Source organism: Duganella zoogloeoides, assembly GCF_034479515.1.
Classification (GTDB): domain Bacteria; phylum Pseudomonadota; class Gammaproteobacteria; order Burkholderiales; family Burkholderiaceae_D; genus Rugamonas; species Rugamonas zoogloeoides.
In genome coordinates this window covers 653,473-670,015 of the sequence record NZ_CP140152.1, presented here as the reverse complement: position 1 = coordinate 670,015, position 16,543 = coordinate 653,473, and the positions used below count along the sequence as shown (strand labels likewise).

Below are 16,543 nucleotides of genomic sequence, written 5' to 3'. Positions count from 1 at the left end.
GCCCGGCGGTTACGAGCCGGACGCGAAGGCCATCGAGGCCAGTACCGCCAGACCGACCAGCGGGATCAGGTAACGCACCTTGCCCTTGCCGAGGTGCACGCCACGGGCGGCAATGCGCTCGCTGCGCAGGCGATGTTCATCGGCTGCGGACTCGTGCACGGCGTGCGATTTTGGTTTGTCTTCGATTACATTCATAACGTCCTCCCTGTTAAGTTCGATAATCTTCCTTTCTGAGGGGCACTGCAATTGTTGTGCCAAGAAGAATCAGGGGTTACTGCCCCCACCGCACCATTCTAAGCAGGATTGTGGTTCCGATACCACACGTTATGACACATTAAGGTCCAAAGTGGTGCGCTCCGACCTATTTGGCAGCACCGTGCAGCAGGTCGGCGCGTGGATAACCCCAGCCCGGCACACCGGTCGGACAAGGTTCCGTCGACGCCACTGGCATGGTGGTGAAGTTGCCGCGCGGCGTCATGGCGAAGCGGTAGTCGGACAAGGCGTCACCTTCGCCATCTAGCGCCGGTGCGCGGCCGAAGCGCAGCCAGGCATTGACGCGGCAGTTATCGACGCTGAGCGTGCGCAACCGTCCCAGGTCGTCCTGCTCCATGCCGAACTGGGCAACGCCGGGCGCCAGCGCCATCGCCGGGCCATGCTCGACCAAACCGGCCGAGCACGATAATGGGGCGACCCACTGCGGCGCCAGGCTGGCAATGCCGCGCCGCAGGCGATACGTGCCGGCCGCCTCGTTGCTCTCCACGCTTACATATGCCCAGCACAGCGGCTGCGACGGAAACGCCGTCATCACCACGTCCAGCACCTTCGATGCCGGATCGACCTGCTGCAAGGCCGCCGCGATCTGCGCCCGGCCCAGGTGCGAAGCCACGCCCTGCACCGCGATAAAGCCGATGCCGATCGCCAGCCCCAGCGCCACGCCAGCGCGGCTGTCGCGGCCCGAGCGCGTCTGCACGGCACCGCACAGCACCGCCACCTTGAGCAGGATCGCCAGCGCGATCCAGCCCAGGTAACCTTTAACAGCAAACATCACCAGCGCCGCCAGCAGACCGGCCAGTGCCAGCCAACGGGCGGTGCGCCAGCGCATGATCAGCGCCATCGGCACCCCGATCGCCACCCAGAACAACGGCTCGATGATGAATACCATGTCGCCATACACCCAGCGGCCATCGAACGGATACCACGGGTGCACGCCATACGAATTGGTGAAATCCATCGCCAGGTGCAGCGCAAAACCGAGCGCAATGCTGGCCGCCAGGCCCCAGCGTGCGGTGGTGCTGGCCTTGAGCAACGTTCGCGCCGACGGCCACAGCAGCCAGATCAGCGCCGCCAACAACAGCGCCTGCGGAATCGCCAGCAAGGCCGTGTGGGTGTGTCCGCGATGATGCAGCAGGTAGCCCAGCGGTGGCGGCAACAGGTTGTTGAGCACCAGGTCGAGGTCGGGGAAATTGCTGGCCAGGGCGCACGCCACCAGCAGCAGGCGGTGGCGCACCTGCTGGGCGCGATCCTCGACCTCTCGTGGCAGACTACGATGTATCAATTCACCGGCGCCGAAGCCGATGATGCTGTGGGTAAGGTTATCCATGGATCAGTCGGGGGCGAACAGCTGCTCGAGCCGGCGCGGGTAGTGGTTGAGAAAATCACGCGTGATAGCGTAGTGTTCGGTGTCTTCGTACGCCACCTCGCTCATCCCGGTGCCGTCGAACAACAGGATCTTGGCATTGGGGTACGCCAGCAGGATCGGCGAATGGGTGGCGATGATGAATTGCGACTGGTCCTGCACCAGCTGGTGGATCACGCGCAGCGCAGCGAGTTGGCGGTTGGGGGACAGCGCCGCCTCGGGTTCATCGAGCAAGTACAGGCCCTTGCCCTTGAACTTGTTGAGCAGCACGGCCATGAACGATTCGCCGTGCGATTGCGCGTGCAGCGAACGGCCGCCGTAACTTCCGAGATACCCCACTTCGTCCATGTAGGTGGCGATATTATGGAAACTCTCGGCCCGGAAGAAATAGCCATCCTTCGGCGTCTTGTAGCTCTTGGCCAGGCGCAGCGCCTGGTGCAGCGGCGCAACGGCGCCGGCCGAATTGAGGCGAACGCTGCGAGTGCCGCCTTCCATCGAAAAGCCCAGCGCCAGCGCAATTGCCTCGAGCACGGTGGACTTGCCGGCGCCGTTCTCGCCAATAAAAAACGTCACGTCGGCATGAAAATCGATGGATTCGAGCGCCCGCACGGCTGGCACGCTGTACGGATGGCTGTCCCAATCGACGTCGGCGCCAAACAGCGCCGTGATCCGCTGCAAGTACGGTTTGGCCGCGAGCGCCATGGATCTAGCGCTGTACTTCCACGCCACGCCAGAAGGCGATGCGGTCCTGGATCTCTTTTGCCGCCTCGAACGGCGCCGGGTAGTACCAGGCGGCGTTCTCGCTGGTTTCACCGTCGGCAGACACCGTGTAGTAGTTGGCCAGGCCCTTCCACGGGCAGCGCGAGGTGTGGTTGCTCGGTTGCAGGTAGTCGGGATTGACCGCGTGGCGCGGGAAATAGACGTTGTTTTCGACGATCACGACTTCGTCGTCGGCCGCTTGCGCGATGACGACGCCGTTCAGGGTTGCGGTGGGCATGGCGATTCCTTTAGATTCAAAGACGCTCGGTGGAGGGGCCTTCGACGCGGTTGCGCCCGCCCCGCTTGGCACGGTACAGCGCGGCGTCAGCCTGGCGCAGCAAGCTTTCGGCGTCGGTCACATCGAGGTGGTCGAACGTGCCCACGCCCAGGCTGGCCGTTACTGCCAGCATGCGCGGACCGATTTCGTGCGTCTGTGCGGCAATGCGCAATCGCAGCGACTCGGCAAAATGCAGCGCGCCGTCGAGCGGCGTGTTGGGCAGCACCACGCACAGCTCCTCGCCGCCGTAGCGCCCGGCAATGTCGATCACGCGCACGTGATCACGCACCAGCTGGCCGATGGCAGCCAGTACCTGGTCGCCGGCCGCGTGGCCGAATTCATCATTGATACGCTTGAAGTAGTCGAGATCGATCATCACCGCCGACACCGGCGCCCGGAACCGCCGGGCGCGCGCGGTCTCGAAGCGCAGCCGGTGCAGCAGCGAGCGGCGGTTGTGCAGGCCGGTCAGCTCGTCGGTGGTGGCCAGTTGCTCCAGTTCGCGCACGGTGGCGGCCAGCGTCTTTTCGCTGGCGCGCAATTCGATCAGCGCCATCACCTGGCGCGCCAGCTTGCCCAGCATGGCGCGCTGTTCGCGGTCAAGGCAACCGGGCCTGGTATCGAGCACGCACAGCGCGCCGATGGCAAAACCATCAGACGACATCAGCGCCACGCTGCTGTAACGGCGCATGAACGGCGCGGTGACGGTCAGCGGCAGATGGGCGGTGCGCGCATCGAGCAGCAGGTCGGGGATTTCAAGGTCGGGCGCGCCCAGCACGGCCAGCGAGCAATAACTGTCGGTGCGTGGCAATTGCCCCAGTTGCATGCCGGTGCAGGCTTTCACCCACACGCGGTCGGCATCGACCAGCGAAACGAAGGCATACGGGACGTTGCACAGGCGCGCTGCCAGCTCGGTAAGGAAACTGAAATCCTCGCAGGCGGGGGTATCGAGGATGTGATAGCGATGCAGCGCAGCCAGACGGAAATTATCGACCACCGGGCGGGCGGTGGCAGGCGGCGTGACATGTTCTGCGGACTGCATGGGGATCCTCGGGAACGGCATAGACGTTAAGTTTAAAGCAAAAGCCGTGCCCCGGGGTCCCTACGTATCGGCGTCAAGCCTTGGCGATAATTTCGCGCAGCGCCCGTTCGAACACGGCAGCAGGCTGGCCGCCCGAAATCAGGTATTGCTCGTTGATGATCACGGCCGGTACCGAGTTGATGCCGTGGCGCTGGAAGAACTGCTCGCGCTCGCGCACTTCGTCGGCAAACTGGTCGGATTGCAGCACGGCCAGCGCGCCTTCGCGATCGAGGCCCACGCCGGCGGCCACGCGGACCAGCACGTCGTGCGAGCTCGGGTCTTCGCCATCGGTAAAGTAGGCGCCCAGCAGCGCCAGCTTGAGGTCGGTCTGCTTGCCTTCCAGGCCGGCCCAATGCAGCAGGCGGTGGGCGTCGAAGGTGTTGTAGATGCGGCTGCGCTTGTCCATCGCGAAATCGAAGCCCACCTCGGCGCCGCGCGAGCGGATCATGGCGCGCGCCTGTTCCTGCTGCTCGGGGGACGAACCGTATTTTTCGCTCAGGTGCTCGCCGATGTCCTGGCCTTCCGGTGCCATCTTGGGATTGAGTTCGAACGGCTGGAAATGCAGGTCGATCTGCGCGGCATCGCCGATGTTATCGACTGCCTGTTGCAGGGACTTCAGGCCGATGGCGCACCATGGGCAGGAGACGTCGGAAACGAAATCGATCTTGATGGAACTGGACATGGCGCGGCCTTTGCAAAACGTGATTTATGACAGATGGGGCTGTCATTGGCGGAATCAACCGCCAATCAGCGATTATTTTCCTGCCTTTGCTGCAGCCTTGCTCTTGCTGCCGATACGGCTTTCCTTGCCAGCCATCAGGTTGCCGATATTTTTGCTATGACGGAAGATCAGCAAGCCGCTCATGACAAACACGGCCAGCAGTTGCGGCTCGACGCCAAACAGCAAGCCATAGTAGAACGGCGCGAACAGGGCGGCCACCAGCGCCGCCAGCGACGAGTAACGGAACGCGAACGCGATCACCAGCCAGGTCGCCAGGGTGGCCAGGCCCAGCCAGGGATCAAGGCCCAGCAGCACGCCCAGCGCAGTGGCCACGCCCTTGCCACCGACGAAACGAAAGAACACCGGCCACAGGTGGCCGAGGAATACCGCGATCGCCACCAGGGCGATGGTGGTGTCGCCCACCTGCAATTGCTGCTGGTAGCGCATTGCCAGCCACACGGCCAGCCAGCCCTTGGCGCCGTCGCCGATCAGGGTAACGATGGCAGCTGATTTATTACCACTACGCAACACATTGGTGGCGCCGGGGTTTTTCGACCCATAGGTGCGCGGGTCGGCGATACCGAACAATTTACTGGTGATCACCGCAAATGAGATCGAGCCGAGCAGGTAGGCGGCCACGGTCATCCAAACTGTATTCATTGTTTCCTCTAGTTAAGCTTCCCTCGGGGGATGCGGAATATACACCAGCGTGTTTTATTCAGCCAGTGCGCAGTGCACGGGCTTGGCTTGCAGGAGTTGGGTCAACACCTGCGGCGCGATGCCGACCAGGTAACCCCTCCTGCCACCATTGATATAAATTGTTTCCAGCGCAAGAATGCTATCCTCGACATACACGGGCATGGCCTTGCGGGTGCCGAACGGCGAGGTGCCGCCGATCTGGTAGCCGCTGTGGCGCGTGGCAACATCCGGTTTGCACGGTTCGACCGACTTGCAGCCGATGCCGCGCGCCAGGTTCTTGGTCGATACCTTGCAGTCGCCATGCATGAGCACGATCATTGGCTTGGCGGCCTCGTCCTGCATGACCAGGGTCTTGACCACGTGGTGCTCATCGACCCCGAGCGCGCGCGACGATACGCTGGTGCCGCCGTGGTCCTCGTAGTCGTAAGGATGTTCGGAAAACACCACCTTGTGCTTGCGCAGCAGCTGGGTGGCCGGGGTCTCTGAAATGTGCTCTTTTTTAGCCATGCGTGATACGCTGTTTTTGCGTCAGTTTGTGAACGAGTTCGACTGGGAGTTTCTTATTATGCCGCAGGAAATCCGCTTTGCCACTTTCAACGTTTGCAATCTTTCCCAGCCCGGGGCGAAATTGTACGACAATCTGGCGCCCCTCACGCCGGACGAATACGCGGCCAAAGTGCTGTGGACGGCGCAGCAGCTCGACCAGCTCAATGCCGACGTGATCGGCTTGCAGGAGATTTTTTCGATGGCCGCGCTGCGCGACGTGCTCGCCCACAGCAGCCGCTACCGCGATGCCACGCTGTGCGGCTTCGACCCCGCGCCCGACCCTGTCACCGGCGAACCACGCCTGACGCCCCAGGTGGCGCTGATCTCGCGCCTGCCGCTGGCCGGCCCCGCCACCGCCTACATGGTGTTTCCGGATGGCGCCACCCTGCCCGACGGCCATCCCGATCTCGACCGCTTCGCCCGTGCGCCGCTGCACGCCCAGGTGGTGCTGCCCGACGAGCGCATCGTCGATGTGCTGGTGATCCATTTAAAATCCAAGCGGCCCGACTACCGCCATGGCGACAGCAGCGAAGGAATGGACAACTCCGCGCTGCTGTACGCCCAGGCCAACCTGCGCTCGCTGATCCGGCGCGGCACCGAAGCGGTCGCCCTGCGCGCGCTGCTGTCGGCCATGGACCGCGACGGCCGCCGCCCGCGCATCATCCTCGGCGACTTCAACGACACCATCGAAGCGGTCACCACCACCATCGTGATGGGTTCCGGCTGCGCCGGCGTGGCCGGCGAGGAACTGAGCGGCCGCCTGTTCGACAGCAACCAGATCCAGCTGGGCCGCGACCGCCTGCGCCATGTCGGTTACACCCACATCCACGAGGGGCACTACACCACCATCGACCACGTGCTGGTGTCGGAAGAATTCAATCCCGCGTCACCGAACGCGGTAGGCGAGGTGCTCGATGTGACGTACCTGAACGACCACCTGTTGCAGGACAAGCCGGAAGCGTCCGATCATGGGCAGGTGCTGGTGCGGATGCGCTTGTTCGACCGGAGCGAACGCCATTAATCTGATCCATCGAGCAACCCATCGAGGCCGTCGAACTGCCCGTTCGCGCGCGCATACCGCCCCTGGTACTGGTCGCACCCCTGGCGGCGCAAGAATTCGAATTGCGCAGCGCTCTCCACGCCCTCGGCCAGCACCGTCAGTCCCAGGCTGTGGGCGATGGCAATGATGGCCGTGACCACGGCCGCCTGCGCGACGTCGCCATCCACGCCGCCGCTGACAAACGATAAATCGATCTTCAGCTTGCTCAGCGCATAGTCGCGCAACTGCCCTACCCGGCTGTACCCGGTACCGAAGTCATCCAGCGCCAGCCGCACCCCGAGCGCAGCCAGTGCCGCCAGCGTGGCGCGGGCGTTGCCGTCGTGGTGCATGAGCACCGCTTCGGTCAATTCCAGTTCCAGCAAGTGCGGCGGCAATTGCGCGGCCGACAACGTGGCAGCCACCTTGTGGGCCAGGTTCTTTTGCATGAATTGCGTGCGCGACAGGTTAACCGCCACCACCAGCGGCTGGCCGGCGTCGCGCCAGCGCGCCGCGTCCCGGCAAGCCCGCGCCAGCACCCAGTCGCCGATCGGCACCATCAGCCCGGCGCCCTCGGCCACGTCGAGGAAATCTTCGGGCAGCAGCAGGCCGCGCTCCGGGTGGCGCCAGCGCAGCAGCGCCTCGGCCGCCAGCGGTTCGCCGCTGGCGAAATCGATTTGCGCATCGTATGCCAGCATGAACTGGTCCTGCGCCAGGGCCTGGCGCAGTTCGTCTTCGAGCGCGGCGCGCTGGTGGATCTGGCGGTTCATGTCGGGGCTGAAGAACTCGAAGCCGTCGCGACCATTGGTTTTGGCGTGGTACATGGCCAGGTCGGCGTGTTGCAGCAGGGTGTCGATGTCGTCGGCGTCGGCGGGAAAGATGGCGATGCCGATCGAGGCGCTGACGTGCAGCCGGTGCGACTCGATGCGAAACTCGCGGGCCATGGCCTGGCGTATGGTGGCGGCCACGTGCGCGGCCTGGTCGATGGCGCCGATGTCGGCCAGCACCACCACGAACTCGTCGCCGCCCTGGCGGCTCACGGTATCGACGCTGCGCACGCAGCGCACCAGGCGCGCCGCCGCCTCGCGCAGCAGCAGGTCGCCGACCTGGTGGCCCAGCGCGTCGTTGATGCCCTTGAAGCGGTCGAGGTCGATGAACAGCAGCGCCACCAGGCGGCCATTGCGGCGGGCCGCCGCCAGCGCCTGGCGCAGGCGGTCGCGCAGCAGCACGCGGCTGGGCAGGCCGGTCAGAAAATCGTGCTCGGCCAGGTGGCGGGCGCGAGCGTCGAAACGGCTGCGCACGGCCACCCCGGCCATCAGCGCCAGGTAGATCGCCGCCTGCTCGTGGTGGCGCGCGGTGGTCTCGCGCATGACTGCGCACAGCAGTTGCCGGCCATCGTGGGCCACGCTGGTGAGCATGATATCGACCCAGAACTCGCGGCCGTCGCGACCCACGCAGCGCCAGTCGAAACGCAGGTTGCCAGACTGGCGCGCACGCCAGCCCAGCGCAGTGAGAATCGGTGCCGACAGCACACCGCTTACCTGCTGCAGCGGCGAAAAATCGGCCAGCCGGTAGCCGAGCATGAGCGCCGGCGCGGCGCAGCCGAACATGCGCAGCGCGCCGGGATTGACATCGACAAAACGTTCGCCATCGATCACGGCCAGCGCGTCGCTGGTGTGCTGATACACCGCCAGGTGGGGCCACATGGGTAACCTTTCAAAAGGCGCCCTGCCGGGCCTAGGCCATTCTTGCGCTACATCAAACGGCCGCGTTTGACCTCCCTCAATCGCGCTCGCATGCTTTTTATCGCGTTCGATGGCGTTCAGGCGCAGTTTTGTGCAGTTCAGCCATGGTTTTGCGCCACCTGTCGCATGGCGGTCGTTTGCGCCCTTGCAAATGACTACAGTGCCAGCATGCGAAACCCGCGCACCGGACAACAAAACAGAAGAACGCCATGACCATGACCGCCCCGCACCCGATTCCCCTCCACCCTGCCCGCGACCATGCATGGCGCAAGCCGGTACTGGCAGCCGCCGTCGTGGCCGTGCTGGCCGGCGGCGCCTGGTTTGCCCTGCAGCGTGCGCCGGCGCCTGCCACGCCGGCTTCGGCCACCAAGGTGGCGGAAAAGCCGCCGGTACTGGAACTCGGCAGCGCCGACGTGGCCGCCATTTCCGCCCGATCACTGGCGCTCAGCTTGCCCTTGTCCGGCTCGCTGGCGCCCCTTTCATCGGCCACCATCAAGTCCAAGGTCTCCGGCGTGGTGCAAGCGACCACGGTGCAGGAAGGCATGGCGGTGGCTGCCGGCCAGGTGCTCGCGCGCATCGACCAGGCCGACCTGCGCGCGCGGCTGCAACAGCAGCATGCACAACTCGACGAGGCCCAGGCCCGGCTGGCGATGGCCACCAAGAACGAAGCCAACAGCGGCGCGCTGCTGGCGCAGAAATACATCTCGCAAAACGCCTACGATTCCACCCAGAACAGCGTGGAACTGGCGCGCGCTGCCGTCAAATCGGCGCAGGCGATGGTCGAGATCGCCCGCATCGCGCTCGAGGACGGCGTGATCCGGGCGCCGATTGCCGGCGTGGTCAGCAAGCGCCACGTGCAGGCCGGCGAAAAGCTGGCGCCCGACATGCCGGTGTTCAGCATCGTCAACCTGGCCGAACTGACGCTCGAGGCACAGGTGCCGGCCTCGGAAATTCCGCGCGTGCGCGTGGGCCAGGACGTGCGCTTCCGCGTCGATGGCTACCAGCAGCGCGAATTCACCGGCAAGGTGGCGCGCATCAACCCGTCCACCGAGGCCGGCTCGCGCGCGCTGCTCGTGTATATCGCCGTGCGCAACGTTGATGCGGCCTTGCGGGCCGGCATGTTCGCCAAGGGCGCCATCGTCACCGACCGCGCCGACGTGGCGCCGGTAGTGCCGCTGGCCGCGCTGCGCGACGATCACGGCCGCCAGGTCGTGTACCGCGTCGATGACGGCAAGGTGGTGGCGCAGCCGGTCACGCTGGGCCTGCGCAACGACGACGAAGGTACGGCGCAGGTGGTGGCCGGGCTGCAAGATGGCGCGCGGGTCATCGTTTCAAAACTGCCTGCCCTGAAACCGGGTGCGCAGGTCAGCTTGCCTGCTGAAGCTGCCTCCACTGCGGCTGCGGCAACGGCAGCAGCGTCCCAGCCGAAGAAAGGCTGAGCCATGTGGATCACCAAAATCAGCATCGGCCACCCGGTGTTTGCCACCATGGTCATGGTGGCGTTGATGGTACTGGGCCTGTTCTCGTACCGCGAGCTGGGCATGGAAGCGATGCCCAACGTTGAAATTCCCGGCGCCATGATCGAAGTGAACTACCCGGGCGCCTCGCCCGAGGCGGTCGAGAACGACATCACCCGACCCATCGAAGAGTCGGTCAACACCGTCAGCGGCATCAAGACCCTGCGCGCCAACTCGTGGGAAGGCCGCGGCGCCGTGTACGTAGAGTTCGAACTGTCCACCAATATGGACAAGGCCATGCAGGACATCCGCGACAAGGTGGCCATGGTGCGCCCGCGCTTCCCGCGCGAGGCCAAGGATCCGTTCATCGTCCGCTTCGCAGGTGAAAACAGCCGGCCGGTGGCGCAGATCGGCCTCACCGCCAGCGCCCACAGCCTGCGCGATTTATCGACCATGGCCGACCAGATCATCGGCAAGCGCTTCCAGGGCGTGGCCGGCGTGGGCCAGGTGCGGCTCAACGGCATGGCTGCGCGCCAGATCCTGGTCAACCTGCGCCCGGCCGACATGACCGCGCAGGCGATCGGCGTCGATGAAGTGATCAACGCGATCACCGCCACCAACGCCAACCTGCCGGCCGGCTCGATCAGCCTGGGCGCCGACGAGCGCCTGGTGCGGGTGGAAGGCAAGATGAAGCAGGCGCGCGAATTCAACAAGATCATCGTGGCGCGCCGCGCCAACGGCCCCGTGTACCTGGAGCAGGTGGCTACCGTGGTCGATGGCGCCCAGGAAGAAATGTCGATCTCGCGCCTGAATGGCCAGCGCGCCGTCATCCTCGACATCACCAAGGTGCAGGACGCCAACGTGGTGGACGTGGGCCAGCGCATCCAGAAAGTGGCGTTTGAGTTGCGCCAGACGCTCCCTAGCGACATCACCCTCACCATCCTCAACGACGAATCGGTGAAGGTGCAGGCCCAGCTCGACAACGTCAAGCGCACCATCGTCGAAGGCGCGGTGCTGACCATGGTGATCGTGTTCTTCTTCCTGCACTCGTGGCGCTCGACCATCATCACCGGGCTGACCTTGCCCATTTCCGTGCTGGCCAGCTTCATCGCCATGAAGTTCTTCGGCTTCACGCTCAATATGCTCACGCTGATGGCGCTGTCGCTGTGCATTGGCCTCTTGATCGACGACGCCATCGTGGTGCGCGAGAACATCGTGCGCCACCTCGGGATGGGCAAGAACCACCACAAGGCAGCGGCGGACGGCACCAACGAGATCGGCCTGGCCGTCATGGCCACCACGTTTGCCATCGTAGCCGTGTTCATCCCGGTGGCGTTCATGCAGGGCATTATCGGCCGCTTCTTCCTGCAGTTCGGCATCACGGTGGCGGTGGCCGTGCTGGTGTCGCTGTTCGTCAGCTTTACGCTGGACCCGATGCTCTCGTCGGTGTGGCCCGACCCGGTCAAGGACCGCTTCAAATATGCGCCGTGGCTCGGCCGCCTGATGCACTGGCTCGAGGGTGGCGTCGATAAGCTGCACGTGGTGTATGGCAAGGTGCTGGCGGTCGCGCTGCGCTGGCGCAAGCTCACGCTGGCGGCCGCCGTGGCGCTGTTTGCCGGCAGCCTGCTGCTGGTGCCGATGATCGGCGGCGAGATGATGCCGGAGCAGGACAACGGCTGGGTCAACCTGCAGATGAAAACCCCGGTTGGCTCCAGCCTGCAATACACGGACAACAAGGTGCAGCAGGTGGAAGCGGCCCTGAAGGCGTTTCCGGAAATTGCCAGCGTGACCGCCGTGGTGGGCACGCAGGACGGCCGCAACACGGCGCAGATCGACATGAAGCTGCTCGACCGTGCGCACCACCAGCGGCCGTCGCAAAAGGAGATGGAGCGCCGCATCCGCGAGCGGTTAAGTAAAATCGCCGGCATCACCATGTCGGTGGGCTGGAAGCCGATCTTCATCGCCATCCTCGGCACCGACGAGGCCAAGCTCGACAAGGTAGCCCACCAGTTGATGGACAAGATGCGCGCCATCCGTGGCGTGGTGGACCTCGAATACAGCCAGGAAGGCGCCAATCCGTCCACCAACATCAAGATCAACAACGAACTGGCCAGCGACCTCGGTCTGACCGTGCAGCAGATCGGCATGGCGCTGCGCCCGTTCGTCGCCGGCGACACCACCAGCCACTTCCTCGCTGCCGACGGCCAGAACTACGAAGTCAATGTGCAGTTGCCAAAATCGGGCCGGCAGACCGTGGCCGACCTGGCCGACCTGTCGCTGGCGTCAAGCAAGCTGGGGCCGGACGGCGCGCCGCTGATGGTGCCGCTGCGCCAGGTGGTGGACTTCGTGCCGGCGTTCAGCCCGCAGGTACTCAAGCGCCAGGCGCTGCAACGCCGCGTGGCGATTTACGCCAACACCCAGGGTCGCCCCGGCGGCGACATCGACAGCGATATCAAGCAGGCCATCGACAGCATCGTATTGCCCGACGGCGTGCGCTTCGACGTCGGCGGCAATGCCCAGGAAATGCAGGAAAGTATGACCTCGGCCATGGTAGCGCTGGGCATTGCCGTGATCTTCATCTACCTGGTGCTGGCGTCGCAGTTCGGCAGCTTTTTGCAACCGGTGGCGATCATGATGTCGCTGCCGCTCTCGCTGATCGGCGTGCTGGTGGCGCTGCTGGTCACGGGCAGCACGCTCAACATCTTCTCGGTGATCGGTTTCATCATGCTGATGGGCCTGGTGACCAAGAACGCGATCTTGCTGGTGGACTTTACCAACCAGGCGCAAAAGGAAGGCATGGGGCAGTTCGAGGCCATCATGCGCGCCGGCCAGGTAAGGCTGCGGCCGATCGTGATGACGACCCTGGCGATGGTGTTTGGCATGTTACCGATGGCAATCGGCATGGGGGAAGGCGGCGAAACGCAGGCGCCGATGGGACGCGCCGTGATCGGCGGGGTGATCACGTCCACCATCCTGACCCTGGTGGTAGTACCGGTGGCGTACACCTACCTCGATAACCTGGGCAAGCGCTGCGTGCGGTACTTCAAGCGGCGCCAGCACGCGGATGCGCCGGCGCCCGCATTGCAGGCGGTGGAGTGAATTAAAACTATTCTTTGGGCGCCGGGTCGGCAGGCTCGGCGCCCGCTTCGTCTGCATCGCCGTCTTCGTCAGCGCCTTCGGCGCCTTCGCTACCCTCTTCCTGGCCCGAATTTTTCAGCTCGGCCTTGCGGCGCGCCTTCTCGTCAGCCTTCTTCTTCTTTTCCAGTTCTCGCTGACGTTTTTCGTACGAATAGTTTGTCTTTGCCATTTGCTACCTCTTCTAGTGAGTCATCTGACCACATTATGACGCACTTGAGCCAAACGCAAGTAATTCAGCCGCGAGGATGATGCGCCGCATGCAGCAACTTCAGTCGCTCACGGGCTACATGGGTGTAAATCTGTGTGGTGGAAATGTCTGAATGGCCGAGCAACAACTGCACCACGCGCAGGTCGGCGCCGTGGTTGAGCAAGTGCGTGGCAAACGCATGGCGCAAGGTGTGCGGCGACAGCGGCACGGTAATCCCGGCCTTGAGCGCGTGTTTTTTGATTAGCACCCAGAACATCTGGCGCGTCATGGCGCCGCCGCGCCCGGTGACGAACAGCGCGTCATCGACCTGGCCGTTGAGGATGACGCCACGCGCGTCCTTCACATACCGCTCGATCCACACCCGCGCCTGCTGGCCGAACGGCACCAGCCGCGTCTTGGCGCCTTTACCGGTAATGCGCAGCGCGCCGTCGTTCATGCTCAGTTCGAGCATTTTCAGCTCGACCAGCTCGGACACCCGCAAGCCGCTCGCATACATCAGTTCCAGCATGGTGCGGTCGCGCAGGCCCAGCGGCGTGGTCAGGTCGGGGGCGCCCAGCAGCGCCTCCACTTGAATTTCGCTCAAGGTGTGGACGAAGCGCTGCGGCTGTTTGGCAGACGCGAGCTTGAGGCTGGGATCGTCCGTCAGCCGGCGCCGCTGCACCAGCATCTGGTAAAAACGCTTGATCACCGACAGCCGGCGGTTGGACGACGTCGCCTTGCCGCTGTCGGCATGGCGCGCCGCCAGGTACGCTTCGATATCGTGCCCGGCCACGGCCAGCAGGCTGGCCCCGGCCAGATGGGGCCGCTGCGATTGCAGCCAGGTGGCAAACAGGCGCATGTCGCGCCGGTAGGCGTCGAGCGTGTTCTTCGACAAGCCATCCTCGAGCCACAGGCTGTCGCAGAACTCGTCGATCAGATCAGGGTTGTTTGTTGCCATGCGTATTCGCTCGATCCTTCGTGCGCCAGCAGCCAGCGCTTGATGCCCAGCAGGTAGCCGTTGGGGTCGTCGCTATTGGAAAAGCCGCCCAGGCCGCCGGCAGCGGTCACCCGGTGGCACGGGATTACCACCGGAAACCAGTTGGCGCCGCAGGCCTGGCCTACCGCGCGCGGCGCGGAGCCGACGTGCCTGGCCAGCTCGCCGTACGTGCGCATGCTGCCGGCCGGAATCGAGCTGATGGCGTCCCACACCTTGCGCTGGAAGTCGGTGCCGGCCGGGCGCAGCGGCAGGTCGAAGACAAAGGACGGGTCGGCGCAATAGCGCTGCAATTGCTCGCCGGCCAGGCGGGCGGGTGCGTCGGTGGGCGCCTTTGCCTCGACATGGGGCGGCAAATAGCACAGCTCGGTAATCTGCCCCGCCACGGTGCGAATGCCCAGTTTGCCAAATGGCAGGGCCAGCACAGCCGAAAAATTTTCATACACTTGTAGTATTTTCGTCACAGTTTTTCTATCCAAATGCACCAAAAAGGGTCGCAGTCTGTTGTGCCGATGCACCAAGATGTTGCGCATTTACTACACGAAAGGGAGAGGGGACGACCTGCGGTGCGCGGTTTGCGGCGTCGGCAGCCAGCATTGTACGGGGCGCAGGACAAAAAAACGCACAAAAAAAAACGCACCCTTGGGTGCGCTTTCAAATCCTGCTTCACGTTCCCGGCCATTTACCCGCCTTGTTTATCTGCCCGGGTAACTACCCTAACGCACGCTTGTGGCGGCTTGCAGAGGCTAAGCAACGGCATTCTGTAAAACGTGTGTCTCCTCAATCTATCGCCGGTTTTTGATCACCGATTCTATCTTCACTCCCCACTGACTATTCGGGGCTCTGGTTCAAGGTTCGCATTTACTTATGCGTTAATCCCTGAGAGCGAAGCAATCATAACGTATCTTTATCTCCGCAATACAGTTTTTTTATGACAACCTTGAAGCGATACTTTAAGAGTAAATTAAATTTTCTGAAGAGTGACTAATTTTATGGTATGCGTTTGATACAGCGCAAAAGTCCAAGTTTTTTGACTTACGCGCAATAATCTGGCGCCTACTTCGCCGCCTGCTTGTTCATCGACGCAATCAGCTCCTTGCCGATCCGGCTTTCCATGGCCCGCTGCACCGGCACCATGGCCGCGCGCCATTCGGCCTGTTCCTGGGGCGTGAGCGTGATCACCTGGGTCTTGCCGGTCTTGCGGATCGCTTCCAGGGCAGCGTCGTTGTCGCGCTGGGCAATGGCTTTCTCGTAGGCGGTCGCTTCCTGCATGGCCTTGTCGAGCGCGCGGCGGATCTCGGTGGGCAGGCCATCCCAGAACTTCTTGTTGACGATCACCGCGTAGCCCAGGTAGCCGTGGTTGGACACGGTCACGTATTTCTGCATCTCGTGCATCTTCTGGGTATACATATTGGACGGCGTGTTCTCTGTGCCCTCCACCACGCCGCTCTGCAGCGCTTGGTACACGTCCGAAAATGCCAGCACCTGCGGGTTGGCGCCCAGCGCGCGCATCTGGGCGTCGAGCACTTTCGACGACTGTATGCGCATGCGCAAGTCCTTGAAGTCGGCCGGTTTGCGCAGCGGCTTGTTGGCCGACATGACCTTGAAGCCGTTGTCCCAGAACGCCAGCCCGGTGATGCCCTTCGATTCGAGCTTTTTCAGCAGGCTGCGGCCGATCGGCCCTTCGGTTACGCTGTTGAGCATGGCCTTGGACGGGAAGATGTACGGCAAATCGAAGGCCTCGAACTCCTTCACGCCCAGCGGGCCGAACTTGGCCAGCGACGGCGCCAGCATTTGCACGGCGCCCAGCTGCAAGGCCTCCAGTTCTTCTTTATCCTTGTAGAGCTGGCTGTTCGGATACACTTCGACCTTGACCCGGCCCTTGGTAGCTTGCTCGGCCAGCAATTTGAAGCGTTCCGCCGCCTGCCCCTTGGGCGTGTCGCGCGCGACGACGTGGCTGAACTTGATGACGATCGGTGCCTGGGCATAGGCATGTCCGCTCAACGCTGCGCTGAAAGCAACAGCGACAACGGCGGCGGCCAGGGCGAGGCGCAGTTTCATGGAGTCTCCGGAATTTAAAGATACACTTGTAGGAACCTCGATAAACCTACTGCGCGGTCCGCTATCGCCGCTCCGTTGCTCAGCGTACCTCCGTACGCTTGCGCTACTCCCGACGATAACGAACCGCTCGCTACGGTTTTTCGAGGTTCCCCTGTGCCGGTAGTTTGACCGATTCTCCCGGACAAAGCCAATATTTGCTTTTTTTACAG

Annotated in this window: 16 protein-coding genes; 3 read left to right on the top strand and 13 right to left on the bottom strand. The window is 63.6% G+C overall.

Annotated elements, in window-relative coordinates:
• Nucleotides 1-9: 9 nt before the first annotated feature.
• The 8 genes from SR858_RS03015 to ybaK all read right to left on the bottom strand — a co-directional run bounded on the left by SR858_RS03015 (nt 10) and on the right by ybaK (nt 5,677).
• A complete protein-coding gene (locus SR858_RS03015; RefSeq protein WP_019924586.1) occupies nt 10-195 on the bottom strand; it encodes a hypothetical protein in 186 nt (61 codons plus the stop codon).
• 166 nt (nt 196-361) lie between these two features.
• Nucleotides 362-1,600: a metal-dependent hydrolase gene (locus SR858_RS03010; RefSeq protein ID WP_019924587.1), complete on the bottom strand. Its 1,239-nt coding sequence runs from the start codon at nt 1,598-1,600 to the stop codon at nt 362-364.
• Between the two features lie 3 nt (nt 1,601-1,603).
• Complete coding sequence (locus tag SR858_RS03005; protein ID WP_019924588.1) at nt 1,604-2,338, bottom strand: AAA family ATPase; 735 nt, start codon at nt 2,336-2,338, stop codon at nt 1,604-1,606.
• A 4-nt stretch (nt 2,339-2,342) separates the two neighbouring features.
• Nucleotides 2,343-2,633, bottom strand: a complete 291-nt coding sequence (locus tag SR858_RS03000) for a DUF427 domain-containing protein (RefSeq protein ID WP_019924589.1) — start codon at nt 2,631-2,633, stop codon at nt 2,343-2,345.
• Nucleotides 2,634-2,649: 16 nt separating this feature from the next.
• Entirely contained in the window at nt 2,650-3,711 is a 1,062-nt protein-coding gene (locus tag SR858_RS02995; RefSeq protein WP_019924590.1) for a GGDEF domain-containing protein, read from the bottom strand.
• 73 nt (nt 3,712-3,784) lie between these two features.
• Nucleotides 3,785-4,432, bottom strand: coding sequence for a DsbA family oxidoreductase (locus SR858_RS02990; protein ID WP_019924591.1), 648 nt, complete (start codon nt 4,430-4,432; stop codon nt 3,785-3,787).
• A 72-nt stretch (nt 4,433-4,504) separates the two neighbouring features.
• Nucleotides 4,505-5,131 (bottom strand): glycerol-3-phosphate 1-O-acyltransferase PlsY, encoded by a 627-nt coding sequence (plsY, locus tag SR858_RS02985; protein WP_026637788.1) that lies wholly within the window; start codon nt 5,129-5,131, stop codon nt 4,505-4,507.
• Between the two features lie 54 nt (nt 5,132-5,185).
• Nucleotides 5,186-5,677, bottom strand: coding sequence for a Cys-tRNA(Pro) deacylase (ybaK, locus tag SR858_RS02980; protein WP_019924593.1), 492 nt, complete (start codon nt 5,675-5,677; stop codon nt 5,186-5,188).
• A 58-nt stretch (nt 5,678-5,735) separates the two neighbouring features.
• Between ybaK and SR858_RS02975 the strand changes: the two genes are divergently transcribed.
• On the top strand, nt 5,736-6,737 hold the full coding sequence (locus SR858_RS02975; RefSeq protein WP_026637789.1) for an endonuclease/exonuclease/phosphatase family protein: 1,002 nt from the start codon (nt 5,736-5,738) through the stop codon (nt 6,735-6,737).
• Here SR858_RS02975 and SR858_RS02970 read toward each other — a convergent pair.
• Nucleotides 6,734-8,458 carry a putative bifunctional diguanylate cyclase/phosphodiesterase gene (locus SR858_RS02970; RefSeq protein WP_019924595.1) on the bottom strand — a complete coding sequence of 575 codons (1,725 nt, stop codon included), beginning with the start codon at nt 8,456-8,458 and terminating at the stop codon, nt 6,734-6,736. The two genes, SR858_RS02975 and SR858_RS02970, sit on opposite strands and share 4 nt — an antisense overlap.
• Before the next feature lie 248 nt (nt 8,459-8,706).
• On the opposite strand from SR858_RS02970, the gene SR858_RS02965 reads away from it, so the two are divergent.
• Both SR858_RS02965 and SR858_RS02960 read left to right on the top strand, forming a co-directional pair.
• Nucleotides 8,707-9,936, top strand: coding sequence for an efflux RND transporter periplasmic adaptor subunit (locus tag SR858_RS02965; protein WP_019924596.1), 1,230 nt, complete (start codon nt 8,707-8,709; stop codon nt 9,934-9,936).
• Between the two features lie 3 nt (nt 9,937-9,939).
• On the top strand, nt 9,940-13,053 hold the full coding sequence (locus SR858_RS02960; protein WP_019924597.1) for an efflux RND transporter permease subunit: 3,114 nt from the start codon (nt 9,940-9,942) through the stop codon (nt 13,051-13,053).
• 7 nt (nt 13,054-13,060) lie between these two features.
• Here the strand turns inward: SR858_RS02960 and SR858_RS02955 are convergent, their stop codons facing one another.
• The 4 genes from SR858_RS02955 to SR858_RS02940 form a co-directional block, all read right to left on the bottom strand.
• Entirely contained in the window at nt 13,061-13,261 is a 201-nt protein-coding gene (locus SR858_RS02955; RefSeq protein WP_019924598.1) for a hypothetical protein, read from the bottom strand.
• 64 nt (nt 13,262-13,325) lie between these two features.
• The gene (gene xerD / locus SR858_RS02950) at nt 13,326-14,237 is read right to left on the bottom strand and encodes a site-specific tyrosine recombinase XerD (protein ID WP_019924599.1); all 912 of its coding nucleotides are present in this window, start codon (nt 14,235-14,237) and stop codon (nt 13,326-13,328) included.
• Nucleotides 14,213-14,737, bottom strand: coding sequence for a methylated-DNA--[protein]-cysteine S-methyltransferase (locus tag SR858_RS02945; protein WP_322534354.1), 525 nt, complete (start codon nt 14,735-14,737; stop codon nt 14,213-14,215). The genes xerD and SR858_RS02945 overlap by 25 nt, the downstream gene beginning before the upstream one ends.
• 592 nt (nt 14,738-15,329) lie before the next feature.
• Nucleotides 15,330-16,334 (bottom strand): TRAP transporter substrate-binding protein, encoded by a 1,005-nt coding sequence (locus tag SR858_RS02940; RefSeq protein ID WP_019924601.1) that lies wholly within the window; start codon nt 16,332-16,334, stop codon nt 15,330-15,332.
• Nucleotides 16,335-16,543: the final 209 nt, after the last annotated feature.

Bases quoted from the DNA above. Each gene is read 5' to 3' on its own strand.
- SR858_RS03000 (WP_019924589.1), bottom strand. From the start codon at position 2,633: ATGCCCACCGCAACCCTGAACGGCGTCGTCATCGCGCAAGCGGCCGAC.
- SR858_RS02970 (WP_019924595.1), bottom strand. From the start codon at position 8,458: ATGTGGCCCCACCTGGCGGTGTATCAGCACACCAGCGACGCGCTGGCC.
- SR858_RS02955 (WP_019924598.1), bottom strand. From the start codon at position 13,261: ATGGCAAAGACAAACTATTCGTACGAAAAACGTCAGCGAGAACTGGAA.
- SR858_RS03005 (WP_019924588.1), bottom strand. From the start codon at position 2,338: ATGGCGCTCGCGGCCAAACCGTACTTGCAGCGGATCACGGCGCTGTTT.
- SR858_RS02940 (WP_019924601.1), bottom strand. From the start codon at position 16,334: ATGAAACTGCGCCTCGCCCTGGCCGCCGCCGTTGTCGCTGTTGCTTTC.
- xerD (WP_019924599.1), bottom strand. From the start codon at position 14,237: ATGGCAACAAACAACCCTGATCTGATCGACGAGTTCTGCGACAGCCTG.
- SR858_RS02990 (WP_019924591.1), bottom strand. From the start codon at position 4,432: ATGTCCAGTTCCATCAAGATCGATTTCGTTTCCGACGTCTCCTGCCCA.
- SR858_RS03010 (WP_019924587.1), bottom strand. From the start codon at position 1,600: ATGGATAACCTTACCCACAGCATCATCGGCTTCGGCGCCGGTGAATTG.
- ybaK (WP_019924593.1), bottom strand. From the start codon at position 5,677: ATGGCTAAAAAAGAGCACATTTCAGAGACCCCGGCCACCCAGCTGCTG.
- SR858_RS02965 (WP_019924596.1), top strand. From the start codon at position 8,707: ATGACCATGACCGCCCCGCACCCGATTCCCCTCCACCCTGCCCGCGAC.
- SR858_RS02960 (WP_019924597.1), top strand. From the start codon at position 9,940: ATGTGGATCACCAAAATCAGCATCGGCCACCCGGTGTTTGCCACCATG.
- SR858_RS02975 (WP_026637789.1), top strand. From the start codon at position 5,736: ATGCCGCAGGAAATCCGCTTTGCCACTTTCAACGTTTGCAATCTTTCC.
- SR858_RS03015 (WP_019924586.1), bottom strand. From the start codon at position 195: ATGAATGTAATCGAAGACAAACCAAAATCGCACGCCGTGCACGAGTCC.
- SR858_RS02995 (WP_019924590.1), bottom strand. From the start codon at position 3,711: ATGCAGTCCGCAGAACATGTCACGCCGCCTGCCACCGCCCGCCCGGTG.
- plsY (WP_026637788.1), bottom strand. From the start codon at position 5,131: ATGAATACAGTTTGGATGACCGTGGCCGCCTACCTGCTCGGCTCGATC.